Source organism: Nakamurella flava (assembly GCF_005298075.1).
Classification (GTDB): domain Bacteria; phylum Actinomycetota; class Actinomycetes; order Mycobacteriales; family Nakamurellaceae; genus Nakamurella; species Nakamurella flava.
The window spans coordinates 2,342,497-2,369,438 of record NZ_SZZH01000001.1; the positions used below are offsets into that span (position 1 = coordinate 2,342,497).

The 26,942-nt window shown below is 72.0% G+C and carries 27 protein-coding genes; 15 read left to right on the forward strand and 12 right to left on the reverse strand.

All coding sequences use genetic code 11. The features are described 5' to 3' along the window. Positions 1–11 precede the first annotated feature (11 nt). Entirely contained in the window at positions 12–614 is a 603-nt protein-coding gene (locus tag FDO65_RS10590; protein ID WP_137449252.1) for a hypothetical protein, read from the forward strand. Positions 615–698: 84 nt separating this feature from the next. Here the strand turns inward: FDO65_RS10590 and FDO65_RS10595 are convergent, their stop codons facing one another. The 9 genes from FDO65_RS10595 to FDO65_RS22150 form a co-directional block, all read right to left on the reverse strand. Beyond that, positions 699–2,912 (reverse strand): ABC transporter transmembrane domain-containing protein, encoded by a 2,214-nt coding sequence (locus FDO65_RS10595; RefSeq protein ID WP_137449253.1) that lies wholly within the window; start codon positions 2,910–2,912, stop codon positions 699–701. Between the two features lie 136 nt (positions 2,913–3,048). After that, complete coding sequence (locus tag FDO65_RS10600) at positions 3,049–3,888, reverse strand: tryptophan-rich sensory protein (protein WP_205849892.1); 840 nt, start codon at positions 3,886–3,888, stop codon at positions 3,049–3,051. A gap of 68 nt (positions 3,889–3,956) precedes the next feature. Further along, positions 3,957–4,280, reverse strand: coding sequence for a GNAT family N-acetyltransferase (locus tag FDO65_RS10605; protein WP_205849893.1), 324 nt, complete (start codon positions 4,278–4,280; stop codon positions 3,957–3,959). Beyond that, on the reverse strand, positions 4,277–4,702 hold the full coding sequence (locus tag FDO65_RS10610) for a molybdenum cofactor biosynthesis protein MoaE (protein ID WP_137449254.1): 426 nt from the start codon (positions 4,700–4,702) through the stop codon (positions 4,277–4,279). Before FDO65_RS10610 ends, FDO65_RS10605 begins: the two co-directional genes overlap by 4 nt. Next, on the reverse strand, positions 4,702–5,226 hold the full coding sequence (locus tag FDO65_RS10615) for a MogA/MoaB family molybdenum cofactor biosynthesis protein (protein WP_137449255.1): 525 nt from the start codon (positions 5,224–5,226) through the stop codon (positions 4,702–4,704). The genes FDO65_RS10610 and FDO65_RS10615 overlap by 1 nt, the downstream gene beginning before the upstream one ends. Continuing rightward, a complete protein-coding gene (gene moaC / locus FDO65_RS10620) occupies positions 5,223–5,714 on the reverse strand; it encodes a cyclic pyranopterin monophosphate synthase MoaC (RefSeq protein WP_137449256.1) in 492 nt (163 codons plus the stop codon). The genes FDO65_RS10615 and moaC overlap by 4 nt, the downstream gene beginning before the upstream one ends. Then, positions 5,711–7,156 (reverse strand): NAD-dependent malic enzyme, encoded by a 1,446-nt coding sequence (locus FDO65_RS10625; RefSeq protein ID WP_137449257.1) that lies wholly within the window; start codon positions 7,154–7,156, stop codon positions 5,711–5,713. Before FDO65_RS10625 ends, moaC begins: the two co-directional genes overlap by 4 nt. 50 nt (positions 7,157–7,206) lie before the next feature. Continuing rightward, on the reverse strand, positions 7,207–7,764 hold the full coding sequence (locus FDO65_RS10630; RefSeq protein ID WP_137449258.1) for a nucleotidyltransferase family protein: 558 nt from the start codon (positions 7,762–7,764) through the stop codon (positions 7,207–7,209). Positions 7,765–7,795: 31 nt separating this feature from the next. Then, positions 7,796–7,972, reverse strand: a complete 177-nt coding sequence (locus tag FDO65_RS22150) for a hypothetical protein (RefSeq protein ID WP_205849894.1) — start codon at positions 7,970–7,972, stop codon at positions 7,796–7,798. Between the two features lie 168 nt (positions 7,973–8,140). Between FDO65_RS22150 and FDO65_RS10635 the strand changes: the two genes are divergently transcribed. The 14 genes from FDO65_RS10635 to FDO65_RS10700 all read left to right on the forward strand — a co-directional run bounded on the left by FDO65_RS10635 (position 8,141) and on the right by FDO65_RS10700 (position 24,242). Beyond that, the gene (locus tag FDO65_RS10635; protein ID WP_137449259.1) at positions 8,141–10,423 is read left to right on the forward strand and encodes a helicase-associated domain-containing protein; all 2,283 of its coding nucleotides are present in this window, start codon (positions 8,141–8,143) and stop codon (positions 10,421–10,423) included. A 100-nt stretch (positions 10,424–10,523) separates the two neighbouring features. Then, positions 10,524–11,495, forward strand: a complete 972-nt coding sequence (gene galE / locus FDO65_RS10640) for a UDP-glucose 4-epimerase GalE (protein WP_137449260.1) — start codon at positions 10,524–10,526, stop codon at positions 11,493–11,495. 262 nt (positions 11,496–11,757) lie between these two features. Beyond that, positions 11,758–12,516, forward strand: a complete 759-nt coding sequence (locus FDO65_RS10645) for a GntR family transcriptional regulator (protein ID WP_137449261.1) — start codon at positions 11,758–11,760, stop codon at positions 12,514–12,516. Between the two features lies 1 nt (position 12,517). Next, complete coding sequence (locus tag FDO65_RS10650) at positions 12,518–13,465, forward strand: ABC transporter permease (protein ID WP_137449262.1); 948 nt, start codon at positions 12,518–12,520, stop codon at positions 13,463–13,465. Between the two features lie 109 nt (positions 13,466–13,574). Beyond that, positions 13,575–14,471, forward strand: a complete 897-nt coding sequence (locus FDO65_RS10655; protein ID WP_205849895.1) for an ABC transporter permease — start codon at positions 13,575–13,577, stop codon at positions 14,469–14,471. Further along, positions 14,468–15,376: an ABC transporter ATP-binding protein gene (locus FDO65_RS10660; protein WP_137449263.1), complete on the forward strand. Its 909-nt coding sequence runs from the start codon at positions 14,468–14,470 to the stop codon at positions 15,374–15,376. The genes FDO65_RS10655 and FDO65_RS10660 overlap by 4 nt, the downstream gene beginning before the upstream one ends. Then, positions 15,376–16,200 (forward strand): ATP-binding cassette domain-containing protein, encoded by an 825-nt coding sequence (locus FDO65_RS10665; RefSeq protein WP_137449264.1) that lies wholly within the window; start codon positions 15,376–15,378, stop codon positions 16,198–16,200. The genes FDO65_RS10660 and FDO65_RS10665 overlap by 1 nt, the downstream gene beginning before the upstream one ends. A gap of 159 nt (positions 16,201–16,359) precedes the next feature. Further along, on the forward strand, positions 16,360–18,024 hold the full coding sequence (locus FDO65_RS10670; RefSeq protein ID WP_137449265.1) for an ABC transporter substrate-binding protein: 1,665 nt from the start codon (positions 16,360–16,362) through the stop codon (positions 18,022–18,024). Between the two features lie 83 nt (positions 18,025–18,107). Then, entirely contained in the window at positions 18,108–19,691 is a 1,584-nt protein-coding gene (locus FDO65_RS10675; protein ID WP_137449266.1) for an amidase family protein, read from the forward strand. Continuing rightward, the gene (locus tag FDO65_RS10680) at positions 19,688–20,956 is read left to right on the forward strand and encodes an MFS transporter (protein ID WP_137449267.1); all 1,269 of its coding nucleotides are present in this window, start codon (positions 19,688–19,690) and stop codon (positions 20,954–20,956) included. Before FDO65_RS10675 ends, FDO65_RS10680 begins: the two co-directional genes overlap by 4 nt. Then, entirely contained in the window at positions 20,937–21,146 is a 210-nt protein-coding gene (locus tag FDO65_RS10685; RefSeq protein WP_137449268.1) for a hypothetical protein, read from the forward strand. The genes FDO65_RS10680 and FDO65_RS10685 overlap by 20 nt, the downstream gene beginning before the upstream one ends. Further along, a complete protein-coding gene (locus FDO65_RS10690; RefSeq protein WP_137449269.1) occupies positions 21,143–22,579 on the forward strand; it encodes an amidase in 1,437 nt (478 codons plus the stop codon). Before FDO65_RS10685 ends, FDO65_RS10690 begins: the two co-directional genes overlap by 4 nt. A gap of 17 nt (positions 22,580–22,596) precedes the next feature. Further along, positions 22,597–24,006, forward strand: coding sequence for an amidase (locus FDO65_RS10695; RefSeq protein WP_137449270.1), 1,410 nt, complete (start codon positions 22,597–22,599; stop codon positions 24,004–24,006). Positions 24,007–24,044: 38 nt separating this feature from the next. Beyond that, on the forward strand, positions 24,045–24,242 hold the full coding sequence (locus FDO65_RS10700; RefSeq protein ID WP_137449271.1) for a hypothetical protein: 198 nt from the start codon (positions 24,045–24,047) through the stop codon (positions 24,240–24,242). Between the two features lie 43 nt (positions 24,243–24,285). Here FDO65_RS10700 and FDO65_RS10705 read toward each other — a convergent pair whose 3' ends face one another. The 3 genes from FDO65_RS10705 to FDO65_RS10715 are packed head-to-tail and all read right to left on the reverse strand — an operon-like array spanning position 24,286 to position 26,895. After that, complete coding sequence (locus FDO65_RS10705) at positions 24,286–25,038, reverse strand: amino acid ABC transporter ATP-binding protein (protein ID WP_137449751.1); 753 nt, start codon at positions 25,036–25,038, stop codon at positions 24,286–24,288. An 11-nt stretch (positions 25,039–25,049) separates the two neighbouring features. Beyond that, entirely contained in the window at positions 25,050–25,997 is a 948-nt protein-coding gene (locus FDO65_RS10710) for an amino acid ABC transporter permease (RefSeq protein ID WP_240757533.1), read from the reverse strand. Beyond that, a complete protein-coding gene (locus FDO65_RS10715) occupies positions 25,990–26,895 on the reverse strand; it encodes an ABC transporter substrate-binding protein (RefSeq protein WP_137449272.1) in 906 nt (301 codons plus the stop codon). Before FDO65_RS10715 ends, FDO65_RS10710 begins: the two co-directional genes overlap by 8 nt. Positions 26,896–26,942 lie beyond the last annotated feature (47 nt).

Below are 26,942 nucleotides of genomic sequence, written 5' to 3' on the forward strand. Positions count from 1 at the left end.
GAGACGCACCCGTGACCTACCCCTCCGACCCGCAGAACCCCCACTGGGCGGTCCCGAATCAGCAGTGGGGTCCGGCCCCGCAGCCGGGGTTCCCTCCGGCTCAGCCCGGTTGGGGCGGGCCGGTGATGCCGCCCGGACCGGCCGCCCCGACCGGGTGGATGAGCGGCCAGGCACCGGCCCCGCGCACCCCGTCGAACGCCGGGATGGTCGCGGTCGCGCTGACCTACCTGACGGGCGTGTTGAGCGCCGGCTTCGCGACCGTCGCCTGCATCGCGCTGGTCTTCACCCAGGCTCTCGCGCGGGAATTCGACGGGTTGTCCTCTGGCTTCTCGACCTCGAGCCGGGGCCTGGGCGAGACCGGCACGAACCTCGCGCTGAGCACCGTCCTGTTCCTCGTGGTGGCCGCGCTCTGCTTCATCGGTGCCGTCCGTCTGTCGACGGTGGGTTCGAGCGGGTGGGCCTACGCCGGCGTCATCACCTGCCTGGTCCTGATGCTTCTCGGATCGATCGGCTCGAACGGCGGCGGTTGGCTCCTGCTGCTGGTGCTGGCCCCGCTGGGCGCCCTGGTCGCTCTGCTGGTCGCCCGTCAGGCCACCACCAACCCCGCCCGCTGACCGCGGCCGGATCACCCTCAGTCCCCGCAACGCCGCAGGGCCCCGATCCGCATGCGGATCGGGGCCCTGCGGTCACTCGGCAGGTCAGCGGCCGAAGACGTCCTTGGCGGTGTCCTTGACCTTCTCGCCGGTCTGCTTGGCGTTGGCCGAAGCCTGGTCAGCCTGGCCCTCGGCCTGCAGGTCGTGGTTGTCGGTGGCCTTGCCAGCGGCCTCCTTGGCCTTCCCGACGACGTTCTCGGCCGCGTTCGAGATCTTGTCTCCGATACCCATGGCGTTCCTCCCGTGGTGGTGGGCCGGGGCCGGCGGCTCCCGGAATGATCCGTACCTGCTGCCGGTACCCAGTGACGACGAATCCGACACGGTCCATTCCCGATCGGGCGCCCGCCCCTCGAACTGGGTGCGGTACAGCTCGGCGTACAGACCGCCCTGGGCGATGAGCTCGTCGTGGGTGCCGCGCTGCACGATGCGGCCCTCGTCGACCACCAGGATCTGGTCGGCGCTGCGGATCGTGGACAGCCGGTGGGCGATGACCAGCGAGGTCCGGCCGGTCAGGGCGGCGGCGAGCGCCTGCTGCACGGCCGCCTCGGATTCGCTGTCCAGGTGGGCGGTCGCCTCGTCGAGGATCACGACGGACGGCGCCTTGAGCAGCAGCCGGGCGATCGCCAACCGCTGCTTCTCCCCGCCGGACAGCCGGTGGCCCCGATCGCCGACGAGGGTGTCCAGGCCGCTGGGCATGGTCTGCACGAGGTCCCAGATGTGCGCGGCCCGCAGCGCCGCGATCAGGTCGTCGTCGGTGGCCTCCGGGCGGGCGTAGAGCAGGTTGTTGCGGATCGAGTCGTGGAACAGGTGGGCGTCCTGGGCGACCACCCCGACGGCGTCGCGTACGGACTGGATCGTGGCGTCGCGCAGGTCGATCCCGGCGATGCGGACCGCACCGGATTCCGGGTCGTAGATGCGGGGCACCAACTGCGAGATGGTGGTCTTACCGGCCCCGGACGGTCCGACCAGCGCGACGAGCTGGCCGGGGCGGGCGTGGAAGCTGACTCCGTGCAGCACCGGGTGGGCGGGCGCATGGTCCACCCCGTCGCCGGGACCGGAGCCGCCGTCACCGCGGCCCTGCAGCGAATCCAGGGACACCTCGTCCGCGGCCGGGTAGGCGAAGTGCACGTCGGAGAATTCGACGTCGGGCGCCCCGTCGGCCGGGCCACCGACGGGCAACGGCCGGGCTCCGGGGCGGTCGGTGATGAGCGGCGGGAGGTCGAGGATCTCGAAGACCCGCTCGAAGGACACCAGCGCGCTCATGATGTCGACGCGCACGTTGGACAGCGCGGTGAGCGGCCCGTAGAGCCGGGCCAGCAGCAGGGCGAGCGCGACCACGGCGCCCGGTTCCAGGGAGCCGCCCAGGGCCAGTGCACCGCCCAGGCCGTAGGTCAGGGCGGTGGCCAGCGCGGCCACCAGGGAGAGGGCGACGAGGAACACCTGCCCGTACATGGCGGTGGTGACGCCGATGTCGCGGACCCGCCCGGCGCGGTCGGCGAAGGCCGCGGCCTCCCGTTCGGGGCGGCCGAACAGCTGGACCAGCAGGGCTCCGGAGACGTTGAACCGTTCCACGGTGGTGGTGCTCATGGCCGAGCTGAGGTCGTACCGCTCCCGGGTGAGGGCCTGCAGTCGGCGCCCGACGCGACGGGCCGGGAGGACGAAGACCGGTAGCAGCAGCAGCGAGATGAGGGTGATCTGCCAGGACAGGGTGAACATGACGGCGGCGGTGAGGACGAGGGCGATCACGTTGGTGACGACCCCGGACAGCGTCGAGGTGAACGCCTGCTGGGCTCCGATGATGTCGCTGGTGAAGCGGCTGTTCAGCGCCCCGGTCTGGGTGCGGGTGAAAAACGCCAGCGACATCCGTTGCACGTGCTCGAACACGGTGGTGCGCAGGTCGAAGATCAGCCCTTCACCGATGCGGGCCGAGTACCACCGTTCCCCCAGCGACAGTGCGGCGTCCAGGACGGCCAGGCCGGCGATGATCGCGACGACGACGGCCAGGGTGCGACCGGTGCCGCCGGAGGTGATGACGTTGACGACCTCGCCGGCCAGCAGCGGGGTGGCCACCCCGATCCCGGCCGAGAGCACGGTCATCAGCAGGAACGCGGTGAGTTCCCGTCGGTAGGGGCGGGCGAAGGCAAGTACCCGACGCACCGTTCCCGGGGCCAGCCGGTGCCGGACGACCCCGCTGTCCTGCCGGGCCATCCGCCAGGCGGACATCCCGCCACCGGGCGCGCCCATGCGGGCTCCGGACATCGTGATCCTCCCGTCCGGGCCCGACGACGACGGGACCCGACAGCGGCCAACGCGGCCCGCTTGCTTCAGCTTCCCCCGGCGGGCCCCTCTGCGCCCTGGGCGTAACCCGAACCGGGTCCTCGGCCCGTGAGCGGCCTCAGTGGGCCGAGCGTGGCCAGCCCGCGGCGGCCGCCCGGGCGGCGATGGTGAGCACCACGATGACGACGGCGACGATGAGCGCGGCGATGGCGGTGGTCAGCGATTCGGGTGCGCCGGAGAGCCGCCCGACGGCGATCCAGGCGACGCCCCAGGCCATGGCGGCGCCGATGGCGAGGTTGCCGCGGCTGGCGCGGAGCAGCAGGAACGCGATCAGCGCGGCGACCACCAGCACCGCGGCGGCGATGACCTCACCGGCGAAGCCCTCGACGCGAATGCCCTCGGCGACCAGGAACGCGGTCACGTTGGCGCAGACGGCCACGCTCACCCAGCCGACGTACAGGCCGAGGGTGCCGTCGACGACGATCGTCTCGAGCAGGCCCGAGGAGGGGGTGCGGGCGAGCTCGCGGATGATCAGGCCGAGGACCAGGACTAGGGCGGCGATGACGACGACGCTCAGCCAGAGCGGCGCGAAGCTGACGACCAGCAGCCACCCGGCGTTGAGCAGCATGGAGGCGGCGACGAGCCAGCCGATGCGGCGCTGCCGTTCGGCCGCCCGCTGCGACGGCAGCCACTGGAACAGGGTGTAGGCGGCCAGCCCCAGGTAGATCACGGACCAGATGGAGAACGCGGGGCCGGCCGGGGCCAGCAGGGTGGCGTCGGCGGACAACGCCCCGCCGGCGGTCTGGTTGACGGCCTGGCCCCCGAAGACGCCGACCCCGAGCAGGGTGCCGAGGACGCACAGCACCTCGCTCACCGTCACGGTGATCAGACGGGCGCGGTCGCGGGGTTCCAGCGCGGCGGAGCGGGTGGCGGCGGGGGTGGGGGTGTTGACGGCCATGCCTTCTGGGTTACCCCCTCAGCATGCTGACTAATCTACCGTGACCGGACCGACACCCTGCGGCGCGATCACAGACCGAACCGTTCCCGCCGGTCCTCCGGCACCAGCCGGACCAGATCGGGGTGCCGCTGCACGTACTTCAGGACGAACGGACAGAACGGCAGGATCTGCTGGCCCCGCTCGTCGACGGCGGCCAGGGCCCGGCCGACGAGGGTGCCGCCGAGACCGCGCCCGCCGTAGGCCGGGTCGATCTCGGTGTGCGGGAAGGACAGCAGCCCGTCACCCCGGTCCTGGTACTCGGTGAACCCGGCCAGTGCCCCGTCGACCAGGATCTCGAAGCGGGAGCGCTCCGTCGCGTCGACGACCTCGATGTCCGATGCGGGGGCGCTCACGCCGAGTTCACCCACTCGTCGGTGCCGTCGGCGAAGACCTGACGCTTCCAGATCGGGATGCGGGCCTTGACCTCGTCGACCAGGTCACCGCAGGCGGCGAACGCCTCGCCCCGGTGTTCGGCGGACACCGCGGCGGCCAGCGCCACGTCCCCGATCCGCAGTGCTCCCGTCCGGTGCGAGACGGCGACCGCGACGACGCCGTCCCGGGCGGCGATCTCCCGGGCCACCTCGAGCAGCAGGGCGGCGGCGGTCTCGTGGGCCTCGTACTCCAGGGCGACGACCGCGCGGCCCCCGTCGTGGTCGCGGATCATGCCGTTGAAGGTCACCGCGGCGCCGCTGCGCGCGTGCTCCACGGCGACCAGGTGGGCCGACATGCTGATCGGGTCACCGGTCACCCGGGCCAGGGTCACACGTCCGGCCATCAGGCATCCTCCGAGCGGTCCGTCGCGGGGCCGCTGCCCCCCGAGCTGGGGTGGTCGCCGCCGCGGAGCTGGTCCAGGGCATGCGCGAGCACCGTATCCAGGACGGCAAGTCCGTCGCGAACTCCGCCGGTCGAACCGGGCAGGTTCACCACGAGGGTGCGGCCGGCGACGCCCACCAGGCCCCGGGAGAGCACCGCGGTCGAGACCCCGGCCTGCGCGCCGGCCCGGCGGATGGCCTCGGCCAGCCCGGGGATCTCGTAGTCGAGGATCGCGGCCGTGGCCTGCGGGGTGGCGTCGGTCGGCGAGATGCCGGTGCCGCCGGAGGTGATCACCAGGTCGGACCCCAGCGCCCCGTTGATGGCCCACCCGATGCTGCGGTCGGCGACCACCACCGGTTCCGGGACGTCGAACCCGCGGTCGAGCAGCCACTGGCGGATCACCGGGCCGGTGCGGTCGGCGTAGATCCCGCCGGCCGCCCGGGTCGAGGCGATGACGACCACGGCGGTCCGGCCCGCCGCGGTCACCGGTCCCCCGGCCGGGTCCAGCTGCCGGTCTTGCCGCCGTCCTTGCGGTCCACCCGGATCGCGTCGAGGACGGCGGCCGGGTCAACGGCCTTGATCATGTCGTGCAGGGTGAGCCCGGCGACGGCGACGGCGGTCAGGGCCTCCATCTCGACGCCGGTGCGGTCGGTGGTCCGCACCGTGGCGGTGATCGCGACCTCCGTCTCCTGCAGTGTCAGGTCGAGGGTGACCCCGGAGACGGCGATCGGATGGCAGAGCGGGATCAGGTCGGGAGTCCGCTTCACGCCCATGATCCCGGCGATGCGGGCGGTGGCCAGCGCGTCGCCCTTGGGCAGACCGTCCCGGCGCAGCAGGCCGACCACCTCGGCCGTCGTGCGGACCACCCCGGTGGCGACCGCGGTGCGGGAGGTCGGCTGCTTGTCGGAGACGTCCACCATCCGGGCGGCCCCGTGGGCGTCGGTGTGGCTCAGCTCGCTGTTCGTCGCGCTCATACCGTCTCCCCCACGGCCGCGGTCTGCGTCCGTTCGTCCACCGGGTCACCGGCGACGCCCTGCCGGGTGGCCGCGCCGGCCACCGCGGCTGCGACGGCCTTGGCCACCCGGTCGTCGAACACGCTGGGCACGATGAACGAGGCGTTGAGCTGCTCCGGCGACACCACGTTGGCGATGGCGTCGGCGGCGGCCAGCAGCATGGCGTCGGTGATGTCCCGGGCCTGCGCGTCCAGCAGTCCGCGGAAGACCCCGGGGAACGCGAGCACGTTGTTGATCTGGTTGGGGAAGTCCGAGCGTCCGGTGGCGACGACGGCGGCGTGGGCCTGTGCGGCCAGCGGGTCGATCTCCGGGTCCGGGTTGGCGAGCGCGAAGACGATGGCGTCGTCGGCCATGGTGGCTACGTCCTCGGCCTTCAGGATGTTGGGCGCGGAGACGCCGATGAACACGTCCGCCCCGCGAACGGCCTGCGCGAGGGTGCCGGTCACCGCCGCCTTGTTGGTCGCGGCGGCGACCTCGGCGAGGTTGCGGTCCATGCCCGGGCGGTCCCGGTGGACGCAGCCCTCGATGTCCACGGCGATGATGTCGGCGGGGTTCTGGTGCAGCAGCAACCGGATGATGGCGTTGCCGGCGGCGCCCACCCCGGACACGACGATGCGGCAGTCCGAGATGTCCTTGCCGACCACCCGCAGCGCGTTGCGCAGGGCCCCGGAGACGACGATGGCGGTGCCGTGCTGGTCGTCGTGGAACACGGGGATGTCCAGCAGGTCCCGCAGCCGGGATTCGATTTCGAAACACCGTGGGGCGGCGATGTCCTCGAGGTTGATGCCGCCGTACACGGGGGCGATCAGTTGCACCGTGCGGATGATCTCCTCGGTGTCGGTGGTGTCCAGGCACACCGGCCAGGCGTCGACCCCGGCGAACTTCTTGAACAGCGCCGCCTTGCCCTCCATCACCGGGAGGGCGGCGGCCGGGCCGAGATTGCCCAGGCCCAGCACGGCGGTGCCGTCGGTGACGACGGCGACGGTGTTCCGCTTGATGGTGAGACTGCGTGCGTCGTCGGGGTTCTCGGCGATGGCCTGACAGACCCGGGCGACCCCGGGGGTGTAGGCGCGGGAGAGGTCGTCACGGTTGCGCAGCGGCACCTTGGACGCGATCTCGATCTTGCCGCCGAGGTGAACCAGGAAGGTGCGGTCGGAGACCTTGCGGACGTGCACGTCGGGGAGGGCGTCGACGGCGGCCCGGATCTCGTCGGCGTGCGGGCCGGACTGGGCGTTGGCCGAGAGGTCGACCACCATCCGCTGGGCCGTCGACTCGACGACGTCGAACGCGGTGATGACGCCGCCGGCCCGGCCGACCGCGGTGGTGAGGTCGCCGGCGGCACCGGCCGAGGGGGGCGCCTGGATCCGCATGGTGATCGAGTAACCGGGTCCGGGTATCGCCATCGCGCTGCTCCTTCGCGGGCGGTGGCCCGCGGCTCGGGGGTGAGGCCGGGTCAGCGTATGCCCGCCGGGCGGTCCACATCCGCGCCCCCGGCCAGGTCCCCGCACTCGATGGACCGGACGGGGTGCCGGCGTAGGTAGCCGTTCGCGCCGGTGTCGCCGACGGCGGCGGCCGCCGCTCCGGCCCAGTGGTCGCGGCCGAGGACGACGGGATGCCCGGGACGCCCGAGGAAGGTGGCCCGGGCCAGCAGCGCCGACGGGTCGGCCGCGTCGGCGACGACGTCGAGCACCCGGCGGACGACCGGACGACCCACGTCGGGCAGGTCGACCAGCAGCACGAGGACAGCGGTGGTGTCCGGGTCGTCGGCCGCCGCGGCCAGTCCGGCGCGCAGACTCGATCCGAGACCGGTGCGGTGGTCGGGGTTGTCGACCGCGACGACGCCGTCCGGCAGCAGCGCGGTCACCTCGTCGCCGGCCGCACCCACGACGACGAGGCGCCGGGGCAGCCCCTCGACGGCCGCCAGGGCCCGCAGGACCCACGGGCCGTCGCCGGTGTCGACCAGCGCCTTGGGCGTGCCGTAGCGCCGGCCCGACCCCGCCGCCAGGATCAGCCCGGCGACCGGGACCGGCTCGGGAACGGGACTACCGGTTGATGACGGTCGTCGGGTGCTCGTAGGGCACCGACGGCAGCGGGAACTCGATGTCGCCGTACGGGGACAGCGCGCCCTGGACGTGGGTGTGGAGCTCGGTCACGACGTGCTCGCCCTCGGCCGCCTCGGGCCACGTCGGGTCGACCCCTTTGCTTCGCTTGCCGGCCACGAGGCCCTCCCTGATGACGTGTCAACGCCGCCGGTCGGCGGTCCGCCCCCAGTGTCCCGCACCGGGCCGCGTCCGCGCACCCGGCCGTGCCCCGTGTGTGTCGATCGTCCCGTGCTTCCCGGTCGCAGCCGGTCGGGCGGTGGGGCCCCATTCACTACCGTGGTCGGAATGGTCTCGACCCTGGACTGGCTGCGCGCCCGCACCGACGAGGAGATCGTCGGCCTGCTGCGTTCCCGGCCCGACCTGGCGGTGCCGGCGCCCACCGACCTCGCCGTCCTGGCCGGTCGACTCAACACCAGTCCGTCGGTGTGGCGGGCGATGGAGGGCCTGGACGCGTTCGCGGTGCTGGTGCTCACCGCTCTGACCGTGGCCGAGGCCCACAGCCGGGCGGTGCCTCCCGAGCGGGTCGTCGCACTGCTCGGCAGTGGCGTCGACGCCGACGACGTGTCCCCGGTGCTGGTGCAGTTGGAGTCGCTGGCCCTGGTCCGACGGACCGACGACGGCGAGCTGCTGCTCCCGCCGGCGGTGGCCGCGGCGCTGGGCCCGCACCCGGCCGGCCTGGGCGCCCCGGGCTCGGTGACCCCGGCCGAGGCGGCCGAACGGCTGGCCCAGCTGTCCGCCGCCGATCGGGCGGTGCTGGACAAGCTCAACGCGGGGACGCCGCGCGGCAGTATGGGCCGTTCGTCCAGTCCGGTCGCCCGGGCCGTGAAGGATCTCGTGCAGACCGGCCTGCTCCGGCGGGTGGATCCCGACACGGTGGAACTACCGCGGGAGGTGGGACTGGCCCTGCGCGGTGATCACCCGCTGGGTCCGGTGCGGACGGTGGCACCGTCCGCCGGCGTCGTCGACCGCGGTGTGGCCACCGTCGACGGGACCGGTGGCGGCCAGGCGCTGGCGGCCCTGGACCGCTGGCACCGGCTGCTGGAGGCGGTGGGGGCCAATCCGGCCCCGCAGCTGAAATCCGGTGGGATGGGCGTGCGGGACCTGCGGCGCATCGCACGGACGGTCGGGGTCGAGGAGGACGTCGCCGCCCTCGACATCGAGGTGTTGGCCGCGGCCGGGTTGCTGGGGACGTCCGATCCGCGGGTACCGGCCCGGGCGGCCCGTGGCGCCGCGAGCTGGGGGGCGCCGTCCTGGACGCCGACCTCGCTGGTCGACGCGCTGTGGGCCGGCCCGGAGGAGAACGCCTGGGCCCTGCTCGCCCTGACCTGGCTCGATCTGCGCCGCAATCCGGGGCGGATCGGGGCCCGCGACGTGTCCGGCAAGGTCATCACCCCGTTGGCCGCCGAAGTGGCGTGGACCCGCGGCCCGGCCGAACGCCGGTCGGTCCTGCGGGAGCTCGCCGCCCTGCCCGCCGGCTCGGGCATGGGTGAGGCGGCCCTGGCCGACCTGCTCGGGTGGCGCTCACCGTTGCGCCCGGCCGAGCACCGGGCCGCGGTGCTGTCCTCGACGCTGCGGGAGGCCACGTCCATCGGGATCGTGGCGTTCGACGCGCTCACCACGGCCGGTCGGGCCCTGCTGGACGCGGACACCGAGACCGCCGCGCGGGCCCTGACCGCCGCTCTGCCCGCGCCGGTCGAGCAGTTCCTCGTGCAGGCCGACCTGACGGTGGTGGCCCCCGGTCGGCTCACCCCGGAATTGGCCGGCCGGCTGGCCGAGAGCGCCGACGTCGAGTCGGCCGGCAGTGCCACCGTCTTCCGGGTGACCCCGGAATCGCTGCGGCGGGCGCTGGATCGCGGGGTGACCGCCGCCGACCTGCACCAGCTGTTCACCACGTATTCGGCCACACCGGTCCCCCAGGCCCTGACCTACCTCGTCGACGACGTGGCCCGCCGGTACGGGGTGCTGCGGGTGGGCGCGGCCGCGACGTACCTGCGCAGCGACGACCCGGCCCTCATCGACCAGGCCATCGCGGCGACCGCCGCGTTGGCGGTGCCCTTGCGGCGGCTCGCCCCGACGGTGGCGATCAGCACCGCCGCCGGCGAGGAACTGCTGACCGCACTGCGGGGTGCGGGACTCGACCCGGCAGCCGAGGATGCCGCCGGCACGGTGGTCGACATCCGACCCCGACCGCACCGGGTCACGGCCGAGGCCACCCCGCACCGGGGCTGGACCGAACCGCCGGTGGTCCCGGCCCAGCAGCTGGCCGACCTGGTCGGTCGGATGCGTAGCGCCGACCGGGCCGCCGCCCGAGGTGACCGGCCGACCGACCGCGGTCCGGCCGAGACGGTCGCCCTGCTGGCGTCGGCCATCGAGGAGCGGGGGGCGGTGTGGATCGGGTACGCCGAGTCGGACGGCACCACCACCCGTCGACGGGTGGAACCGGTCAACCTGTTCGACGGCTCCCTGGTCGCCTTCGACGTGCTCCGCAGCAAGGTGCGGGTGTTCGCGCTGCACCGCGTCGTCACGGTCGACCGGATCCCGGCCGCGGAGCAGACCCCGTCCGCATGACCCCGGCCCGATGCTGGGCCGGCGCTCAGGAGCCCCCTCTACGCTGCTGACGGCCGGCGCGACGCCGCCGGTCCGTCGAGATCCGGCACGGAGGGCAGTGATGAGGACCGTCGTCATCGGTGGGGCCGGGTACATCGGTTCGGTGGTCGCCAACCTGCTGTTGAACGAGGGCCACGAGGTCCTCGTGGTGGACGACTGTTCCACCGGGCACGCCGACGCGGTCCCCCCGTCGGCGGATTTCGTGCAGGCCGACATCGCCGATGCCGCCGACTTCCTCGCCGGTCGCGACATCGACGCCGTGCTGCACTTCGCCGCCAAGTCACTGGTCGGCGAGTCCGTGCAGCACCCGTCGCTGTACTGGCGCACCAACGTCGTCGGCACCCGCGCCCTGCTCGACGCGATCACCGCGAACGGGATCCCCCGGCTCGTCTTCTCCTCCAGCGCGGCGACCTACGGCGAACCGGAATCGGTGCCGATCACCGAGGACGCGCCCACCCGGCCCGGAAACCCGTACGGGGCCAGCAAACTGGCCGTCGACCTGATGATCTCCGGAGAGTGCGGGGCCACCGATCTGGCCGCGGTGTCGCTGCGGTACTTCAACGTGGCCGGGGCCTCGTTCGGCGCGGGCGAGCGGCACGCCGTGGAGACCCACCTCATCCCCAACGCGTTGGGCGCGGTGGACGGCACGCGTCCGCCGCTGACCGTCTTCGGCGAGGACTGGCCCACCCAGGACGGCACCCCGGTACGGGACTACGTGCACGTGGCCGATCTGGCCCGGGCCCACGTGCTCGCGCTGACCGCGGCCGAACCCGGCGAACATCTCATCTGCAATCTCGGTAACGGCTCCGGCTACAGCGTCAGGGACGTGCTGGCCACCGTGGAGCAGGTCACCGGTCGCCCGGTGCCGTACACCGTCGGCCCCCGCCGGGCCGGCGACCCCGCCCAACTGGTGGCCTCGGCCGAGCGCGCGGCCGAGCGGCTGGGCTGGCGGGCCGAGCGCACGCTGACCGAAATGGTCGCCGACGCCTGGGCTTTCCATCAGTCGCGGGCCGGGGTCGACACCGTCGACTGACTCGTCGGGAAATGCAGCGGCCATCCGCCGTTCGCATGACGCACAATCGGCGCCCTTTTCCATACCGATGTCCGGATAGCCGAGCTCCTTTTCCCGCACAATGGCGGCGACTTCCGGCGGATCAGGCGGATCTCACGGCGGCATCGACACCCATTCGGGTCTTTGCGCAGCTCACAGGCCCGCGACTAACCCCGGTTCCGGCGTAACTGGAGCGTTACTGCGGCGCGGTTGTCCAGACATGGCCGGACCTCACTGTTTTCCCATGAACCTCTCCAGGACGGATCCTCGCACCGATCGCCGGTTGGCGGCGGCGCGCCGGGTCCGTGACCTGCTGCGGTCCGCGATCGTCGACGAGGAGATCGGGACCGGCCCCCTGCCCAGCGAAGCCGAACTGATGCTGGCGTACTCGGCCAGTCGGCAGGTCATCCGGGACGCGCTGGGCATGTTGCGTACGGAGGGTCTGGTCACCCGCACCCAGGGGACCGGCACCTCGGCGGTCATCTCCAAGGTGCGGCACGCCTTCGACCATCTCCACGGTCCCTCCCGCCGTCAGGTGGTCGCGCATCGCATCCTCAGCATGACCGAAGAACCGGCTCCGCCGCGGGTGGCGGCCAAACTCCGGTTCCCCGCCGGCGCGGCGTGCGGAATCGTCGAATACATCACGCTTTTCGACGACTCGCCCTACTACGTCTGCACGTCCTACACCCCCACCGCTCTGCTGCCTGTCCTGGCCCGGGCCGAACGGGTCACCGAGTGGTACTCGCTCTACGAGGACGCCGGGATCGAACTCGGCGTCACCGACCAGGCCGTCGAGGCCACCATCGCCGACCCGCACCACGCCCGCCTGCTGGCGGTGGCCCCCGGCGACCCGCTGATGCTCTTCGAACGACTGATCCGGGACCACACCGGCGTGCCCCTGGAGTACGGCTTCGCCCGCGTGCGCGGCGATCGCGTCGTGCTCCGAGCCCAACTCCCGCGGCGGCGTGCCCGCCGGCCGCGCGACGCCGAAAGCGAGAACTGACGTGCTCTCCTACACGGGCAAACGACTGCTGCTGGCGATACCGACCCTGGTCGGAGTCTCCATCGTCATCTTCCTGACCATCAAGATCATTCCGGGCGACCCGGTCTCGGCGCTGCTCGGCCCGACCGGGACCCCCGAGGCCAAGGCCGCGCTCGAGCAGCGGCTCGGCCTGGACCAGTCCTGGCCGGTGCAGTACTGGTCGTGGCTGACGTCCGCCTTCGCCGGGGACCTGGGCGACAGCCTGGCCCGCCGGCAGGCGGTGGCCCCCATCGTGCTCGACGCGCTGGCGAACACGCTGATCCTGACCCTGTCCGCGGCCATCGTCTCGCTGATCCTGGGCGTCGCGATCGGTGCGCTGACCGCCCTGCGCGACGGCAGGCCCAGCGCGAGGATCGGCAACGCCTTCGCCCTGTTCTCGATCTCGGTCCCGCAGTACTCGGTGGGTCTGCTGCTGATCATCTGGCTCGCGGCCGGGGCCGGACTCTTCCCGGTCAGCGGCATGTACACCCCACGCGGCGGCGGCGACTTCGCCGACCTGCTTTGGCATCTCGTACTGCCGACCATCACCGCGGCCCTGGTGCCGGCCGGCATCATCGCCCGGATGTTCCGCAGCTCGGTCCGCGACGTGATGAGCATGGACTTCATCGAGGCCCTCACCGCCCGCGGATACAGCCGGCGACGCGTCATGCGGCACGCCTTCCACAACACCGTGCCGTCCCTGCTCACCGTGGTCGGCCTGCAGATCGGTTACCTGCTGGGCGGTGTCATCTTCGTCGAGGCGGTGTTCGCCTGGCCCGGCATCGGACTGCTGGTCTATCAGTCGATCAGCCAGCGGGACCTGCCGGTCATCCAGGCCGGGGTGCTGGTCTCGGCCCTGGCCTTCGTGTTGCTCAACCTCCTGGTCGACGTCGTCCAGGGCCTGCTCGATCCCCGGGTCCGCACCGCCTGAGCGCCCACCCGGCCGTCCACCCCGGCGCCGCAACCGGTGCGCGCCGACCCCCGCGGCTCGACGCTGCCCCGAAGTCTACGTCCCGCAACAGTTCTCGACAGGAGTCCCCGTGACCACCACCGTGGTTTCCACCGCCGGCGCGGTCGACGCGTCGGCCCCGCCCCCGAAGGCGCCGGCCGTCCGCCGTCGGCGCCGGAGGATGCCGGTCAGTTCCTGGATCGCGCTCGGCGTCATCGGCTTCCTGGTCCTGACGGCCGTCGTCGGGCCGTGGTTCGTCTCCGACCCCAACGTCGGCGAGACCTCGGACCGGCTGCAGCCCGCGTTCAGTCCCGGCCACCTGCTCGGCACCGACGGCCAGGGACGCGACGTGCTGGCCCGTCTCGTCGTCGGTACCCGGTTGTCGCTGCTGGCCGGTCTGGTGCCGGTGCTGTTCGCCGCGGTGATCGGGTCCGCCCTGGGCATCGCCGCCGGCCTGGTCCGGCCCTGGGCCCACAAGACGATCATGCGGACGCTGGACGTCTTCTACGCCTTCCCCGCCGTCCTGCTGGCCATCGCGATCGCGGCCGCGCTGGGTTCGGGGATCTCCAACGCGATCATCGCGCTGGCCGTCATCCTGGTCCCGCCGGTGGCGCGGGTCGCCGAGACGGAGACCCGACGCCTGGTGGGCCTGGACTACATGGAGGCGGCCCGGGCGTCGGGCGCAGGCCCGGTGGCCATCGCCGTCCGTCAGGTGTTGCCCAATGTCGCTCCGCCGGTGGTCGTCTACTGCACCTCGCTGATCGGCCTGTCCATCGTCTACGCGGCCGGTCTGTCGTTCCTCGGACTGGGGGTTTCGCCGCCGACCGCCGAGTGGGGCCTGATGGTCAGCGACCACACGCAGTACATCTACAACGCGCCGATCCTCGCCGCCATCCCGGCGGTGGCCATCCTCATCGCCTCGGTCGCCTTTAACGTCCTCGGCGACGGCCTGCGCGATCTTCTCGACGTCCGGGGGAGCTCCCGATGAACATGCCCGCCGTCGCCCCCCTGCAGGTGTCGCACCTGGAGACCTCCTTCCGCCGGGGCAAGCAGGTCACCCCGATCGTCCGGGACGTGTCCTTCACGCTGGAACGGGGCAGGACGCTGATGCTGCTCGGCGAGTCCGGGTCCGGGAAGTCGGTCACCGCCCGCTCCATCCTCCGCCTGTACGGCCCGTCGGCGGTCATCACCGGCTCGGTCCGGATGAACGGCATCGAGCTGCTCGACCTGCCGGAGGGCAAGATGCGCAACCTCCGGGGTGCCGACATCGCCCTGATCCCCCAGGATCCGACCGGCGCGCTGGACCCGTTGCAGACCATCGGTTCCCAGATCGCCGAGGTCCTGCGGGTCCACCGGCTGGAGAGCACCAAGAAGGCCGCGGCCGCCCGCACGGAACTGCTCCTGGAGCAGGTCGGCATCCGCGAGCCCGGCCGGGTCGCCCGCAGCTACCCGCACGAACTCTCGGGCGGCATGCGCCAACGGGCGGTCATCGCCATCGCCGTCAGCTGCGACCCGCAGATCCTCATCGCCGACGAGCCGACCACCGCCCTGGACGTCACGGTGCAGGCGCAGATCCTCGACCTCATCGCCGATCTGCGCCGCGACACCGGCACCGCGGTGCTGATGGTCACCCACGATGTGGGGGTGGCGGCCGACTACGGCGACCACGTCGGGGTGATGTACGCGGGTCAGCTGATCGAGTCCGGCGCGGCGCGGGACGTCCTGCGCAACCCGCAGCACGCCTACACCGCCGGCCTGCTGGCCGCCCAGCCCCGCCCGGGGGTGCCCCGCGGCACCCTCCCGACCATGGTCGGCTGGTCCGCTGCCATCGACGGCGACCTGGTCGCGGTCACCCCCGCCACCGCCCACCAGAACGAGCAGGAGGTCGCGTGATGACCGGAACCACCGCACCCAGGATCCCGGCCCAACCCGGGCCGAAGGACACCGTGCTGCTGCGCGCCGACCACCTGGGCAAGACGTTCGGATCCGGCGACCGGGCCTTCAAGGCGGTCGACGACGTCTCCCTGTCCGTCGCCCCGGGCGAGATCCTCGGCATCGTCGGTGAATCCGGCTCGGGCAAGTCGACCACGGCCAAGATGATCCTCGGCCTGCTCACCCCGGACAGCGGCACGGTCACCTTCGAGGGCGCCGATCTGGCCACCCGGAGCAAGCGGGAGATGCGCCGCCTACGGGCCCGGCTGCAGGTGGTCCCGCAGAACCCACAGACCTCGCTGAATCCGCGACTGACGATCGCGTCGTCGATGGAGTTCAACATGCGCGCCCATGGCATCCCGGCCGACGAGCGCAGCCGGCGGGTGCACGACCTGCTCGAGCGGGTGGGCCTCACGGCGGCACACGCCGCCCGGTACCCCCACGAGATGTCCGGCGGCCAGCTGCAACGGGTGGCGATCGCCCGGGCGCTGTCCACCGATCCGCGGCTGGTGATCTGCGACGAAGCCGTCTCGGCGCTCGACAAGAGCGTCCAGGCCCAGGTTCTCAACCTGCTGGCCGACCTGCAGCGGGACACCGGCGTCGCCTTCGTCTTCATCTCCCACGACCTGGCCGTCGTCGAACACATCTCGGACACCGTCGTGGTGCTCTACCGCGGTCAGGTCGTCGAATCGGGCGTGGCCAGCGAGGTCTGGGCCCATCCGCAGCACGAGTACACCGCGGCCCTGCTCGCGGCCACCCCGGGCCGCTCGCTCTTCGCCGCCTGAGCCGCCCACCCCACACCCCACCACCGAACCTGTCGGCGGCCACCGGCCGTCCGACCGTCCCGTCGCACCCTCACCACGACCGACGGGACCCCGGCCGATCGACGGTGCACGGCCACCCCATCCTGCGTTCCCGATCACCCGAGAGGACAACCGCCCCCGATGGACGAGACCATCCGACCGCACGAGACCGCACCGCCACGTTCTCGTTCCACCTTCCGACGACGCACTCTGCTGCGGGTGGCCGCCACCGCCACCGCCGCCGTCGTCCTGACCAGTGGCCTCGCCGCCTGCGGCAAGGGGTCGGCCCAGGTCGCCGGCACCAGCGGCGGCAGTGCCGACAACACCCTGGTGGTCGCCATGACCGCCTCCGACATCCCCCTGCTGGACACCGGTCTGGCCCAGGGCCAGGGCTACGAGGGTCTGCGGTTCGTCGGTAACCAGCTCTACGACGGTCTGACCAGATTCGACCTCACCAAGGGCGACCAGATCCCGCCGATCGTGCCGGACCTGGCCGAGAGCTGGGAAGCGAACGCCGATCTCACCGAGTGGACCTTCAAGCTGCGCCAGGGGGTCACGTTCCACGACGGCACGCCGTGGAACGCCGACGCCGCGATCTTCAACCTCGAGCGCTACATCGACACCGGGACGGACCACTACTACCCCGATCTGAACGCCCAGGGCGGCCTGTCGATCTCGGGCATCGACTCCTTCTCCAAGGTCGACGACTCGACCATCGTCATCAAGACGAAGGGCCCGTGGTCGTACCTGCCCAACGACCTGGCGACCGTCTACTTCGGTAGCCCGACCGCCATCAAGAAACTGGGCAACGAGCAGTTCGGCCAGAACCCGGTCGGCACCGGGCCGTTCCAGTTCGTCTCGCTGGAGCGCGGCCAGCAGTTGACGATGAAGGCCAACGAGAACTACTGGAACGGACGACCGAAGGTCGACGAGGTCATCCTCCGGCCGATCCCGGACGCCACCGCCCGGGTCGCCGCCCTGCGCTCCGGTGAAGTCAACTGGATCGAGGTCCCGCCGCCGGACGACGTCCCCGCCCTGTCCGGTGAGGGTTTCCAGGTCCTCACCAACTCCTACGACCACGTGTGGCCGTGGGTCTACAACACCACCAAGGCGCCGTTCAACGACCCCAAGGTGCGCGAAGCCCTCAACTGGGCCATCGACCGTGACTCGCTGGTCAAGAACATCCTCAACGACACCGCCGAACCGGCCCTGCAGATCGCCCCGCACGCCAACGCCGCCTACCGGGCCGAGAACGACATCTACGGGTTCGACGCGGCCGAGGCGAAGCAGATGCTGGCCGACGCCGGGTACCCGGACGGCTTCACCATGACCTTGTCCTACCCGACCAGCGGCTCGGGCAACATGGTGCCGACCCCGATGAACACGGCCCTGCAGGCCGACCTGGCCAAGATCGGCGTCAAGGTCGAGCTGAAGCCGGTCGAGTGGGCCTCGATGCTGACCGACTTCTTCGCCGGTCGCATCCCCGACGACGCCGACGCCCTCAACATCTCGCTGTCCTTCCAGCAGGAGGGCTTCTGGTCGCTGTGGTTCGGCAGCCAGTCGGGCGTCAACGCCGGCAAGTACTCCAACCCCGAGGTCGACGCCCTGTTCGCCAAAGCCAAGACCGTCCTGGACGACAAGGAACGGTCCGACATCTACGCCCAGGCCGCCGTTCTCATGGGCCAGGACTCCCCGTGGCTGGTCGTCGTCAACGACAAGAACCCCCGGGTGCTCGCCCCGAACGTCACCGGTTTCGTCCAGCCGCAGTCCTGGTTCGCCGACCTGACCCAGCTGTCGGTCTCCTGACGCCCTTCGCAGTCCCCGGTGGGTGGCGGTCGCCGACCGCCACCCACCGGGCCCCACGTTCCATGTCCCCGAAAGGACTGGTCATGTCCCTGCCCCGCGGCCGCATCCGCGGCTTCATCCGGCGACCCACCCCCGACCAGGTCACCACGATCGCCGCCCAGGAGCACCTGACGCTCACGACGGCGGAAGCCCTGGCCTACGCCGAGGTGCTCGACGGCGCCTTCGCCGCCATCGACCGCCTGGACGAGCTCGCCGCCCCGCTCCCCCCGCTGCGTCATCTGACCCGTGACCCCGGTCGCACGCCGACCGACGCCGAGGACCCATTCCACGCCTTCACCCGTACCTGCCGGGTCGAGGGATCCACCGCGGGTCCCCTGGCCGGACTGACCGTCGGGGTCAAGGACAACCTGGCCGTCGCCGGCATCCCCATCACCAACGCCTCGCGCACCCTGTCGTACACGCCGACCACCGACGCGGTCGTCGTCGAGCGTCTGCTGGACGCCGGGGCCACGGTGGTGGGCAAGACCAACCTGGACGACTTCTCGACCTCCGGAACCGGTGAATCGAGCTGGTACGGCCCGGCCCGCAACCCGGTCGACCCGACCCGCTCGGCCGGTGGGTCCTCCGGCGGCTCCGGCTCCGCCGTCCGCTCCGGCGCGGTGGACCTGGCGATCGGGGTGGACGAGGGCGGCTCGGCTCGCATCCCCGCGTCCTTCAACGGGGTCGTCTCCATCAAACCCACCCAGGGTCTGGTGCCCTCGCACGGGCTGACCTACATGGACCACACCATCGACGCGGTCTGCCCCATCGCCCGGACCGTCGAGCAGACCGCCCTGATGCTCGACGTGATGAGCGGTCACTCCGACCGGGACCCGCAGTGGGTCCGCGCCCGTCCCGCGCCGACCAGCGCCGCCGAGACCGTCCACGACGGCATCGCCGGGCTGCGCATCGGCATCGTCACCGAGGGCTGCGATCCGCTCATCTGCGAGCCCGGCGTCCTGCGCGGGTTCGAGAACGCCGCGGAGGCGCTGTCCGCCGCCGGGGCCGAGTTGCGGCCGGTCTCCATCCCGCTCTGGTCGGAGGCCTGGGCGATCGAGACGTCGCTGCTGCTGCACCTGGCCTGGCTGACCGCGCAGAGCGACGGCGCGGGCTACGCCCATCTCGGGGAGGTCGACGTCGAGCGCACCCACGCCTTCGGGCTGGTGCGACGGCTGGAGGCGGACTCCTTCCCGCCCTTCCTCAAGACCTGGCTGATCGGCGGGAGATACCTGTCCGAGCAGTACTTCTCGACCTATTACGCCAAGGCGGCCAACCTCCGTCGCGCGCTGACCGCCCAGATCGACGAGGCGCTGCTCGACGTCGACCTGCTGATTACGCCGACCACTCCGCAGGTTGCCCCCAAGCTCCTGGACCGTCCGGCCGACGATCGGGAACTGCTGTCCCGGGGCACCACCATGGTGGCCAACACCTGTGTGCTCAACCTGTCCGGTCATCCCGGGCTGGCCGTGCCCAGTGGGGTCGATCCGGAGACGTCGATGCCCACGTCGATCCAGATCGCCGGTCGGTACTTCGAGGACGCGGTGACCTTCCGGGCGGGCCAGGTCGTCGAGAACGCCGTGGGTGTCACCCCCGGCGGCGTGGCGATCCGGACGGCTGCACTCGCGTGATCACCATCGCCGGCCGACGGGACAGGACGCGGCCGCCCACGGCCGCGGCCGGTCCCGTCGGCGCCGGCGCCTTCCAGGCCGTGGTGCTGGTCACCGGCATGGGCCTGGGTCTGACCGCCCCGTTCACCGCGGTGCTGGTGCTGGCCCTGGGCGGATCGACCACCGATGCCGCCCTGACGGTCTCGTCGATGGGCCTGTCCCTGCTGATCGTCGACCTGTTCGGTTCCCGGGTCCTGCCCCGGCTCGGTTCCCGGTGGGTGCTGTGCGGATCGTCGCTGATCTTCGGTGTCGGTGCGGTGATGACCGCTCTGTCCACCGTCTGGGTGGTGGCCCTCATCGCCCGGGTGCTGCAGGGTTTCGGCGCCGCGCTGTTCATGGCCGGCGGGATCCACCTGGCCGTCCGGCTCGGTCAGCAGCACCGACGCTCGTCGGCGGCAGCCATCGGCGGCTTCAACGCGGCCTGGTTCGCCGGTATCGCCATCGGGCCGCTGACCGGCGGTGTCGTCGCCGGTTGGGCCGGCAGCGCCGATCCCGCGGACGGCTACCGGCTGCTCTTCGCGGTCTGCGCCGGCGTCAACCTGCTGGCCGCCGGGCTGGCGTTGCTGCTACCGCGGGTGCCCGGGACCGGACGCCCCCGGCTGTCCCTGCCCCGCGGTCTCGGGCTGCGGGGGGCGCGTGTGTGGGCCGTCATGGGTCTGGCCGCCACCGGACAGATCGTCCGGTCCGCCATCGCCATGACGATGGTCCCGCTGGCCGGCGAGGCCGTCGGGATGGACAGCACCGCCCTCGGCGGCACGCTGTTCGCCCTGGCGATCACCGACATCACCGTCATGGCCTGGAGTTCGCGATGGTCGGAGCGGCACGGTCGCCGACCGCTGCTGATCGGCAGCCTGCTCTGGGGCGCCGCGCTGACCACGACATTGGCCCTGGTCGACCCGCCCCCGCTCGTCGTCGCCGCCTGCGCCCTGGGACTCGGGGTGACCGTCGGTGCGACCTGGACCCTGCCCACCGCGATGGCCGTCGACCTGATGGCCGACGCCGAGTCGGCCGTCTCGGCCTACCGCATCGCCAGCGACATCGGCATGGTCGCCGGCGGCGCGATGGCCGCCCTGGCCCTGGCCACCGTCGGGCTGTCCGGTTCGCTGCTCGCGGCCACCGGCGTCCTGCTGCTCGGACTTCTGCTCGCCCTCGTCGTGGGCGAGACCCGCATGCCCTCCACCACCTCCGCGAAAGGAACCCCCGCGCATGCCCCAGCCATCGATTGAGCAGTTCGCGGCGATCGCCGCCGACCTCGAGGTCGACCTGCAGCCGGCCCGCCTGGCCCAGGCCCACGCCACCCACGCCGCGCTGCGGGGCGACCTGGACCGCATCCGGCGACTGCCGCTGCCCTTCCTCGATCCCGTCGACGAGCCCACCCACGCACTGGCCTTCATCCGCTCCGGAGACGTCCGATGACCGACACCCTGCAGACTGCCGTCGATCTCGCCGATCTCAGCGCCACCGAGTTGCTGGCGCTCTTCGCCGACGGTCGGACCACCCCGACCGAGGCGGTGCAGGCCTGTCTGCGCCGGATCGAGTCCACCGACCGAGACGTCAACGCGGTCCTGACGCTGCTGGCCGACCAGGCGCTGGCCGCCGCGGCCGAGTCCGACCGCCGCTGGGCCGACGGCACCGCCCGGCCGCTGGAGGGAGTCCCCTACGGCCTCAAGGACATCGTCGCGACCGCCGGGATCCGTACCACCGGCGGCTCGGCCCTGTTCACCGACCACGTCCCCACCCAGGACGCGGTGCTGGCCGCCCGGCTCGCGCAGGCCGGCGGGATCCTGCTGGCCAAGCTGGGCACGTTCGAGTTCGCCTGCGGCGGGGCGGTCAACCGCACCTTCGGGCCGGTCCGCAACCCCTACGACCACAACCGGACCACCGGCGGATCCTCCAGCGGGTCCGGCGCCTCGGTCGCCCTCGGCCAGCTCCCGCTGGCCATCGGTACCGATACCGGCGGCTCCATCCGGATCCCCAGCGCCTTCTGCGGGCTGTCGGGGCTCAAGCCGACCTACGGCCGGGTGCCCCGGGCCGGGGTGATGGGGCTGTCCTGGAGTCTGGACCACGCCGGACCGATGACCCGTTCGGTGGCCGACTGCGCGGTGATGCTCGACGTCATCGCCGGGGAGTCGGCCGACGACCCGACATCCCTGCCCCTCCCGGAGCGACCGTTCGCCGCAGCCCTGGGCACGCCGGTCGCCGGTATGCGGGTCGGTCGGGCCCCGGCCACCTTCGAGACGCCCATGCACCCCGAGGTCGCCGACGCCTACCAGGCGGCCCTGGCCGAACTGGCCGACCTGGGGGTCGAGATCGTGGAGGTGGAGTTGCCCACCTTCGACCTGGCGGCGACGACGTCGTGGCTGATCATCTACGCCGAGATGCTGTCGCTGCACGGCGATCACGTCCACGACATCGAGAACCGCGACGAGATGGGCGCGACCCTGCTCGGGGCCGGACCGTTCGTCTCGGCGTCGGACTACCTGCGGGCCCTCCGGCTGCGGGTGGGCTTCCAGCGCGAGTTGGCCGCGGCGATGGACGGTCTCGACGCCCTGGTCACCCCGGCGATGACCGCCCTCCCGCCGCTCATCTCGCCGGCCATGGTCAGCGACCTCGGCGATCACGAGGTCGACTGGCTGGTCGCGGCGTGTCAGCCCATGGTGCCGTTCAACCTGACCGGCAACCCCGCGCTCGTGGTGCCGTCCGGCACGGTCCAGGGCCTGCCCGTCAGCCTGCAATTCGTCGGCCATCAGCGTGACGAGGCCACGATTCTCGCCCTGGGCTCGGCCTGGCAGGCCGCCACCGACCACCACCTCGTCCGACCCCCCGCCCTGTCCACCCTGCACGACTGAGAGAAACCGGGAGCACCATGTACACCTCCATCACCGACGCCGCCGCGGCCCTGCGGTCCGGCGAGACCACCTCGGTCGACCTGGTCCGTGCGGGCTACGCGCTGGCCGACGCCCACGATTCCGAACTGGGCGTCTACCTGGCCCGGTTCGACGAGACCGCGCTGGCCGCGGCCGAGAAGGCCGACGCCGAGCTGGCCGGCGGGGTCGATCGCGGCCCGTTGCACGGCATCCCGATCGGGGTGAAGGACATCATCACCACCGAGGAGGGCGAGACCACCGCTCAGAGCCTGGTTCTCGACCGGTCCTGGGGTGTCGGCGACGCCCCGGTGGTCGCCCGGCTGCGCGCCGCCGGCGCGGTCATCACCGGCAAGCTCACCACGATGGAATACGCCATCGGCATGCCCGACGTCACCAAGCCGTTCCCGCTGCCGCGCAACCCGTGGAACACCGCCCACTACTCCGGCGGATCGAGCTCGGGCACCGGCGGCGGCGTCGCGGCCGGGTTCGTGCTGGGTGGGCTGGGCACCGACACCGGCGGGTCGGTCCGTTGGCCGGCCGCGGTCGACGGGATCTCCGGGATGAAGCAGACCTTTGGCCGCGTGCCCAAGGCCGGCTGCGTCCCGCTGGGCTACAGCTACGACAACATCGGTCCGATGGCCCGGTCGGCCGCCGACTGCGCGGCCATGCTCAGCGTCATGGCCGGGCACGACCCGCGCGACGCCTGCAGCGTGGACCGTCCGGTCGACGACTACCTGTCCGGCCTCACCGGCTCGCTGGACGGGATGCGGATCGGTCTGGACACGCTGAAGGCGCACAGCGGCGAGTTCTGGGATCCGGCCCTGGACGGTCTGCTCGCCGACGCGGTGACGGCACTGGAAGCGGCCGGGGCGACCGTGGTGGAGGTGGACCTGCCGCTGTACGAGGAGTTGAAGACCATCACCATGTCCGGCTTCTGCGCCGAGGCCTACGCCTACCACCGCCCCGACCTGCAGTCGCGCTGGCCCGACTTCGCGGCCGGCACCCGGGCGGCGGTCATCGACGGCGCCCTGATCTCGGGCGGCGACTACGTGCAGATGCAGCGCGTCCGGCGGGTCGGCCAGCGGCTGCTCGGCGAGCTCTACGCCGACGCCGGCATCGACCTGATCGTCACGCCGACGACCAGCGAACCCGCTCCCCTGTTCGACGACATGAAGCTGGCCGACCTCATCCCCAGCCTGCACACGCCGTACTGGAACGCGGTCGGCAACCCGGCGATGTCGGTGCCGATGGGGTTCAGCGCCGCCGGGCTGCCGATGGGCCTGCAGCTGTGCGGCAAGCCGTTCGACGAGGCGGCCGTCTTCGCCGCCGGCCACGCCTTCCAGCAGCAGACCGACTGGCACACCCGGGTGCCGGCCATGATCACCGCCTCGTCCGCCCTCGCCGCCTGAGCCACCCCACCGAACCCGCACGTCCGAAGGGAAAGCCCATGTCCGACAACGTCGATCCCGCCGCTTTGGTGGCCGCTCAGCTGGCCGCCGCCGGTATCACCCCGTCCGCGGCGGAGGTGGCCACCATGGTCGCGGCCACCCCGGCCCGGTTGGCCGCCATCGATGCCCTCTACGCCGTCCCCGGCGCGCGTTACGAGGAGCCCTGCCTGGTCTTCTCGGCCGTCACCCCGGCCTGACCCTCCCCCGGCCGGCACCTTGCGGGTGTCGGCCGGGGCCGGGTCACACCACCCGGGCCAGGAACGACCGAGTCCGGTCCTGGGTCGCGTTGTCCAGCACCTGCTCCGGCGGCCCCTGCTCGAGGATCACCCCGTCGTCCAGGAACGCCACCTGGTCGGCCACCTCCCGGGCGAAACCGATCTCGTGAGTGACCACGATCATCGTCATACCGTCGGCGGCGAGATCCCGCATGACGGCGAGGACGTCGCCGACCAGTTCCGGGTCCAGCGCCGACGTCGGCTCGTCGAACAACATCAGATCCGGCTGCATGGCCAGGGCCCGGGCGATGGCCACCCGCTGCTGCTGGCCGCCGGAGAGCTGGCGCGGGTAGGCCGAGGCCCGCCCGGCCAGGCCCACCCGCTCGAGCAGCGTCAGCGAGCGTTCGCGGACGGCCGCCGGCTTCTCGCGGCGCACCCGCAGCGGCGCCTCCATCAGGTTGTCCAGCACCGACAGGTGCGGAAACAGGTTGAACTGCTGGAACACCATCCCGATGCGGCTGCGCTGCCGGGCGATGTCCCGGTCGCGGAGCTCGTACAGCTTGCCGTTACGCCGCCGGTAGCCGACCAGTTCACCGTTGACGCTGATCCAGCCGGCGTCCATGCGTTCGAGGTGGTTGATGCACCGCAGGAACGTGCTCTTGCCCGACCCGGACGCACCGAGCAGGCAGAGCACCTCCCCGGCGTTCACGTCGAGGTCGATCCCCTTGACGACCGGTGTGCCGCCGTACGACTTGCGGACGCCGCGGGCCATCAGCATGGGTGCGTCGCTCATCGGGACCGGTCCTTCGCCAGATCGACTGGCCCATCGATGGAGTCGTCGACGGCGGCCGTCGAATCGGTGCCGGCCGCGACGGGTCGGTTGTGGTCGCCGCGCCGCAGTCGTCGCTCCAGGAACGTCTGCCCGACGGTCAGGACGGTCGTCAGGATCAGGTACCACAGGCTCGCGGTGATGAGCAGCGGGATCACCTGGTAGGTCCGGGAGTAGATGATCTGGACGGCGAACAGCAGCTCCGGCAGGGCGATGACGCTCACCAGCGAGGTGGTCTTGAGCATCGAGATGGTCTGATTGCCGGTGGGCGGGATGATGACCCGCAACGCCTGCGGCAGGACGATGCGGCGGAACACCTGCCGGGCGGTCATCCCGAGCGCCTGAGCGGCCTGGGTCTGGCCGTGGTCGACGGATTGCAGTCCCGCGCGGACGATCTCGGCCATGTAGGCGGCCTCGTTGAGTCCCAGCCCGAGGATGGCCGCCACCAGCGGGGTGATGAGCGCGTTGGTGCTGCCGGAGACGAACGTCGGCCCGAACGGGATGCCCAGCGACAGCACCGGATAGAGCGCCGAGAGGTTGAACCAGAAGATCAACTGCACCAGCAGCGGGGTGCCCCGGAAGAATCCGATGTAGAGCAGCGCGGCGGTGGACACCAGCGGGTTCGCCGAGTCCCGGGCCACCGCCAGGACGATGCCCAGCAGCACCCCGACGACCATCGCGACGACTGTGAGCAGCAGGGTCATCCGCAGCCCCTCCAGCACCGCGGTGCTGGTGAAGTACTGGAAGACGATGTCCCACTGATAGTTCTCGTTGCTGACGAGCGAGGTGACCAACATGGCCACCAGGACCAGGACGACCGCGACGGCGACCCAGCGGCCGGGGTGCCGGAGCTTGACGACCTCGCCGGCCACTTCGACGTCCGCTCCCGGCGCGGTCCGATCAGCCACGGGCGACCGTCGGGTCCGTGATGGCGCCCGTCGACACGTTCCACTTCTGCAGCACCTGCTGGTAGGTGCCGTCGGCGATCAGGGCCTCCACGGCGGCCTCGATGGCCGGGGCGAGCTCGGAACCCTTGGGGACGGCGAACCCGTAGGGCGCCGGGTCGTAGTTGGCGTCCAGCACGGAGAACTGTCCGTTCGACTGCTGGGCGACGTAGGCCAGCGGGCCGTAGTCCGAGACCACGCCCACCGCCCGGCCGCTGCTGACCGCCAGGTTGGTCTGCGCCGCGTCCGGGTAGACGTCGACAGTGATCGCCGGCTGCCCGTTGGCCTCGCACGCCGCGGTGAGCTTCGGGAGCACGTTGTCGACGTAGATGGTGCCCTTCTGGGCGCCGATGGTGCGGCCGCACAGGTTGTCCAGGGTCAGCCCCTCCGGGTTGCCACCCCGGGTCAGCAGGGAAGCCCCGCCCTCGAAGTAGGTGACGAAGTCGACCACCTGGTTGCGTTCGGCGGTGACACCCATGGCCGCGGCGGCCATGTCGAAGCGGCCACCCTGCAGGCCGGGGATGATGCCGTCGAACTTCAGGACCTGCAGTTCCGGTCGCAATCCGAGGGTGCCGGCGATGGCCGCGACCATCTCCGGGTCGACGCCCTGCAGTGTGGTGCCGGCCTCGTCGTAGAACTCGAACGGCGGGTAGCCCTCCCCGGTGGCCACGACCAGGGTTCCGCGGTCGCGGATGTCCTGCGGGACCAGATCCCGGGCGGCCGGGACGACGGTGGCCGAACCGGCCGGCGCGGCGGCCGTGGCGGAGTCGGCGGGCCCGGCACCGGACGCCGAGCCGGCGGCGGAGTCGGAGCCGCCACAACCGGCCATCACGGCGGCCAGCGCGCCGATCAGTACGGCCACGATCACGCCCCGGCGCGCGCGTGCTTCATGGTGACGAACCTGCATGA

What these genes read in the sequence shown, in the direction of transcription:
- FDO65_RS10600 (WP_205849892.1), bottom strand. Translation starts at nt 3,888, where the DNA reads ATGGCCGTCAACACCCCCACCCCCGCCGCCACCCGCTCCGCCGCGCTG.
- FDO65_RS10645 (WP_137449261.1), top strand. Translation starts at nt 11,758, where the DNA reads ATGAACCTCTCCAGGACGGATCCTCGCACCGATCGCCGGTTGGCGGCG.
- FDO65_RS10660 (WP_137449263.1), top strand. Translation starts at nt 14,468, where the DNA reads ATGAACATGCCCGCCGTCGCCCCCCTGCAGGTGTCGCACCTGGAGACC.
- FDO65_RS10705 (WP_137449751.1), bottom strand. Translation starts at nt 25,038, where the DNA reads ATGCTGATGGCCCGCGGCGTCCGCAAGTCGTACGGCGGCACACCGGTC.
- FDO65_RS10625 (WP_137449257.1), bottom strand. Translation starts at nt 7,156, where the DNA reads ATGGCGATACCCGGACCCGGTTACTCGATCACCATGCGGATCCAGGCG.
- FDO65_RS10665 (WP_137449264.1), top strand. Translation starts at nt 15,376, where the DNA reads ATGACCGGAACCACCGCACCCAGGATCCCGGCCCAACCCGGGCCGAAG.
- FDO65_RS10695 (WP_137449270.1), top strand. Translation starts at nt 22,597, where the DNA reads ATGTACACCTCCATCACCGACGCCGCCGCGGCCCTGCGGTCCGGCGAG.
- FDO65_RS10700 (WP_137449271.1), top strand. Translation starts at nt 24,045, where the DNA reads ATGTCCGACAACGTCGATCCCGCCGCTTTGGTGGCCGCTCAGCTGGCC.
- moaC (WP_137449256.1), bottom strand. Translation starts at nt 5,714, where the DNA reads ATGAGCGCGACGAACAGCGAGCTGAGCCACACCGACGCCCACGGGGCC.
- FDO65_RS10610 (WP_137449254.1), bottom strand. Translation starts at nt 4,702, where the DNA reads ATGGCCGGACGTGTGACCCTGGCCCGGGTGACCGGTGACCCGATCAGC.
- FDO65_RS10635 (WP_137449259.1), top strand. Translation starts at nt 8,141, where the DNA reads ATGGTCTCGACCCTGGACTGGCTGCGCGCCCGCACCGACGAGGAGATC.
- FDO65_RS10675 (WP_137449266.1), top strand. Translation starts at nt 18,108, where the DNA reads ATGTCCCTGCCCCGCGGCCGCATCCGCGGCTTCATCCGGCGACCCACC.
- galE (WP_137449260.1), top strand. Translation starts at nt 10,524, where the DNA reads ATGAGGACCGTCGTCATCGGTGGGGCCGGGTACATCGGTTCGGTGGTC.
- FDO65_RS10690 (WP_137449269.1), top strand. Translation starts at nt 21,143, where the DNA reads ATGACCGACACCCTGCAGACTGCCGTCGATCTCGCCGATCTCAGCGCC.
- FDO65_RS10685 (WP_137449268.1), top strand. Translation starts at nt 20,937, where the DNA reads ATGCCCCAGCCATCGATTGAGCAGTTCGCGGCGATCGCCGCCGACCTC.
- FDO65_RS10670 (WP_137449265.1), top strand. Translation starts at nt 16,360, where the DNA reads ATGGACGAGACCATCCGACCGCACGAGACCGCACCGCCACGTTCTCGT.
- FDO65_RS10595 (WP_137449253.1), bottom strand. Translation starts at nt 2,912, where the DNA reads ATGTCCGGAGCCCGCATGGGCGCGCCCGGTGGCGGGATGTCCGCCTGG.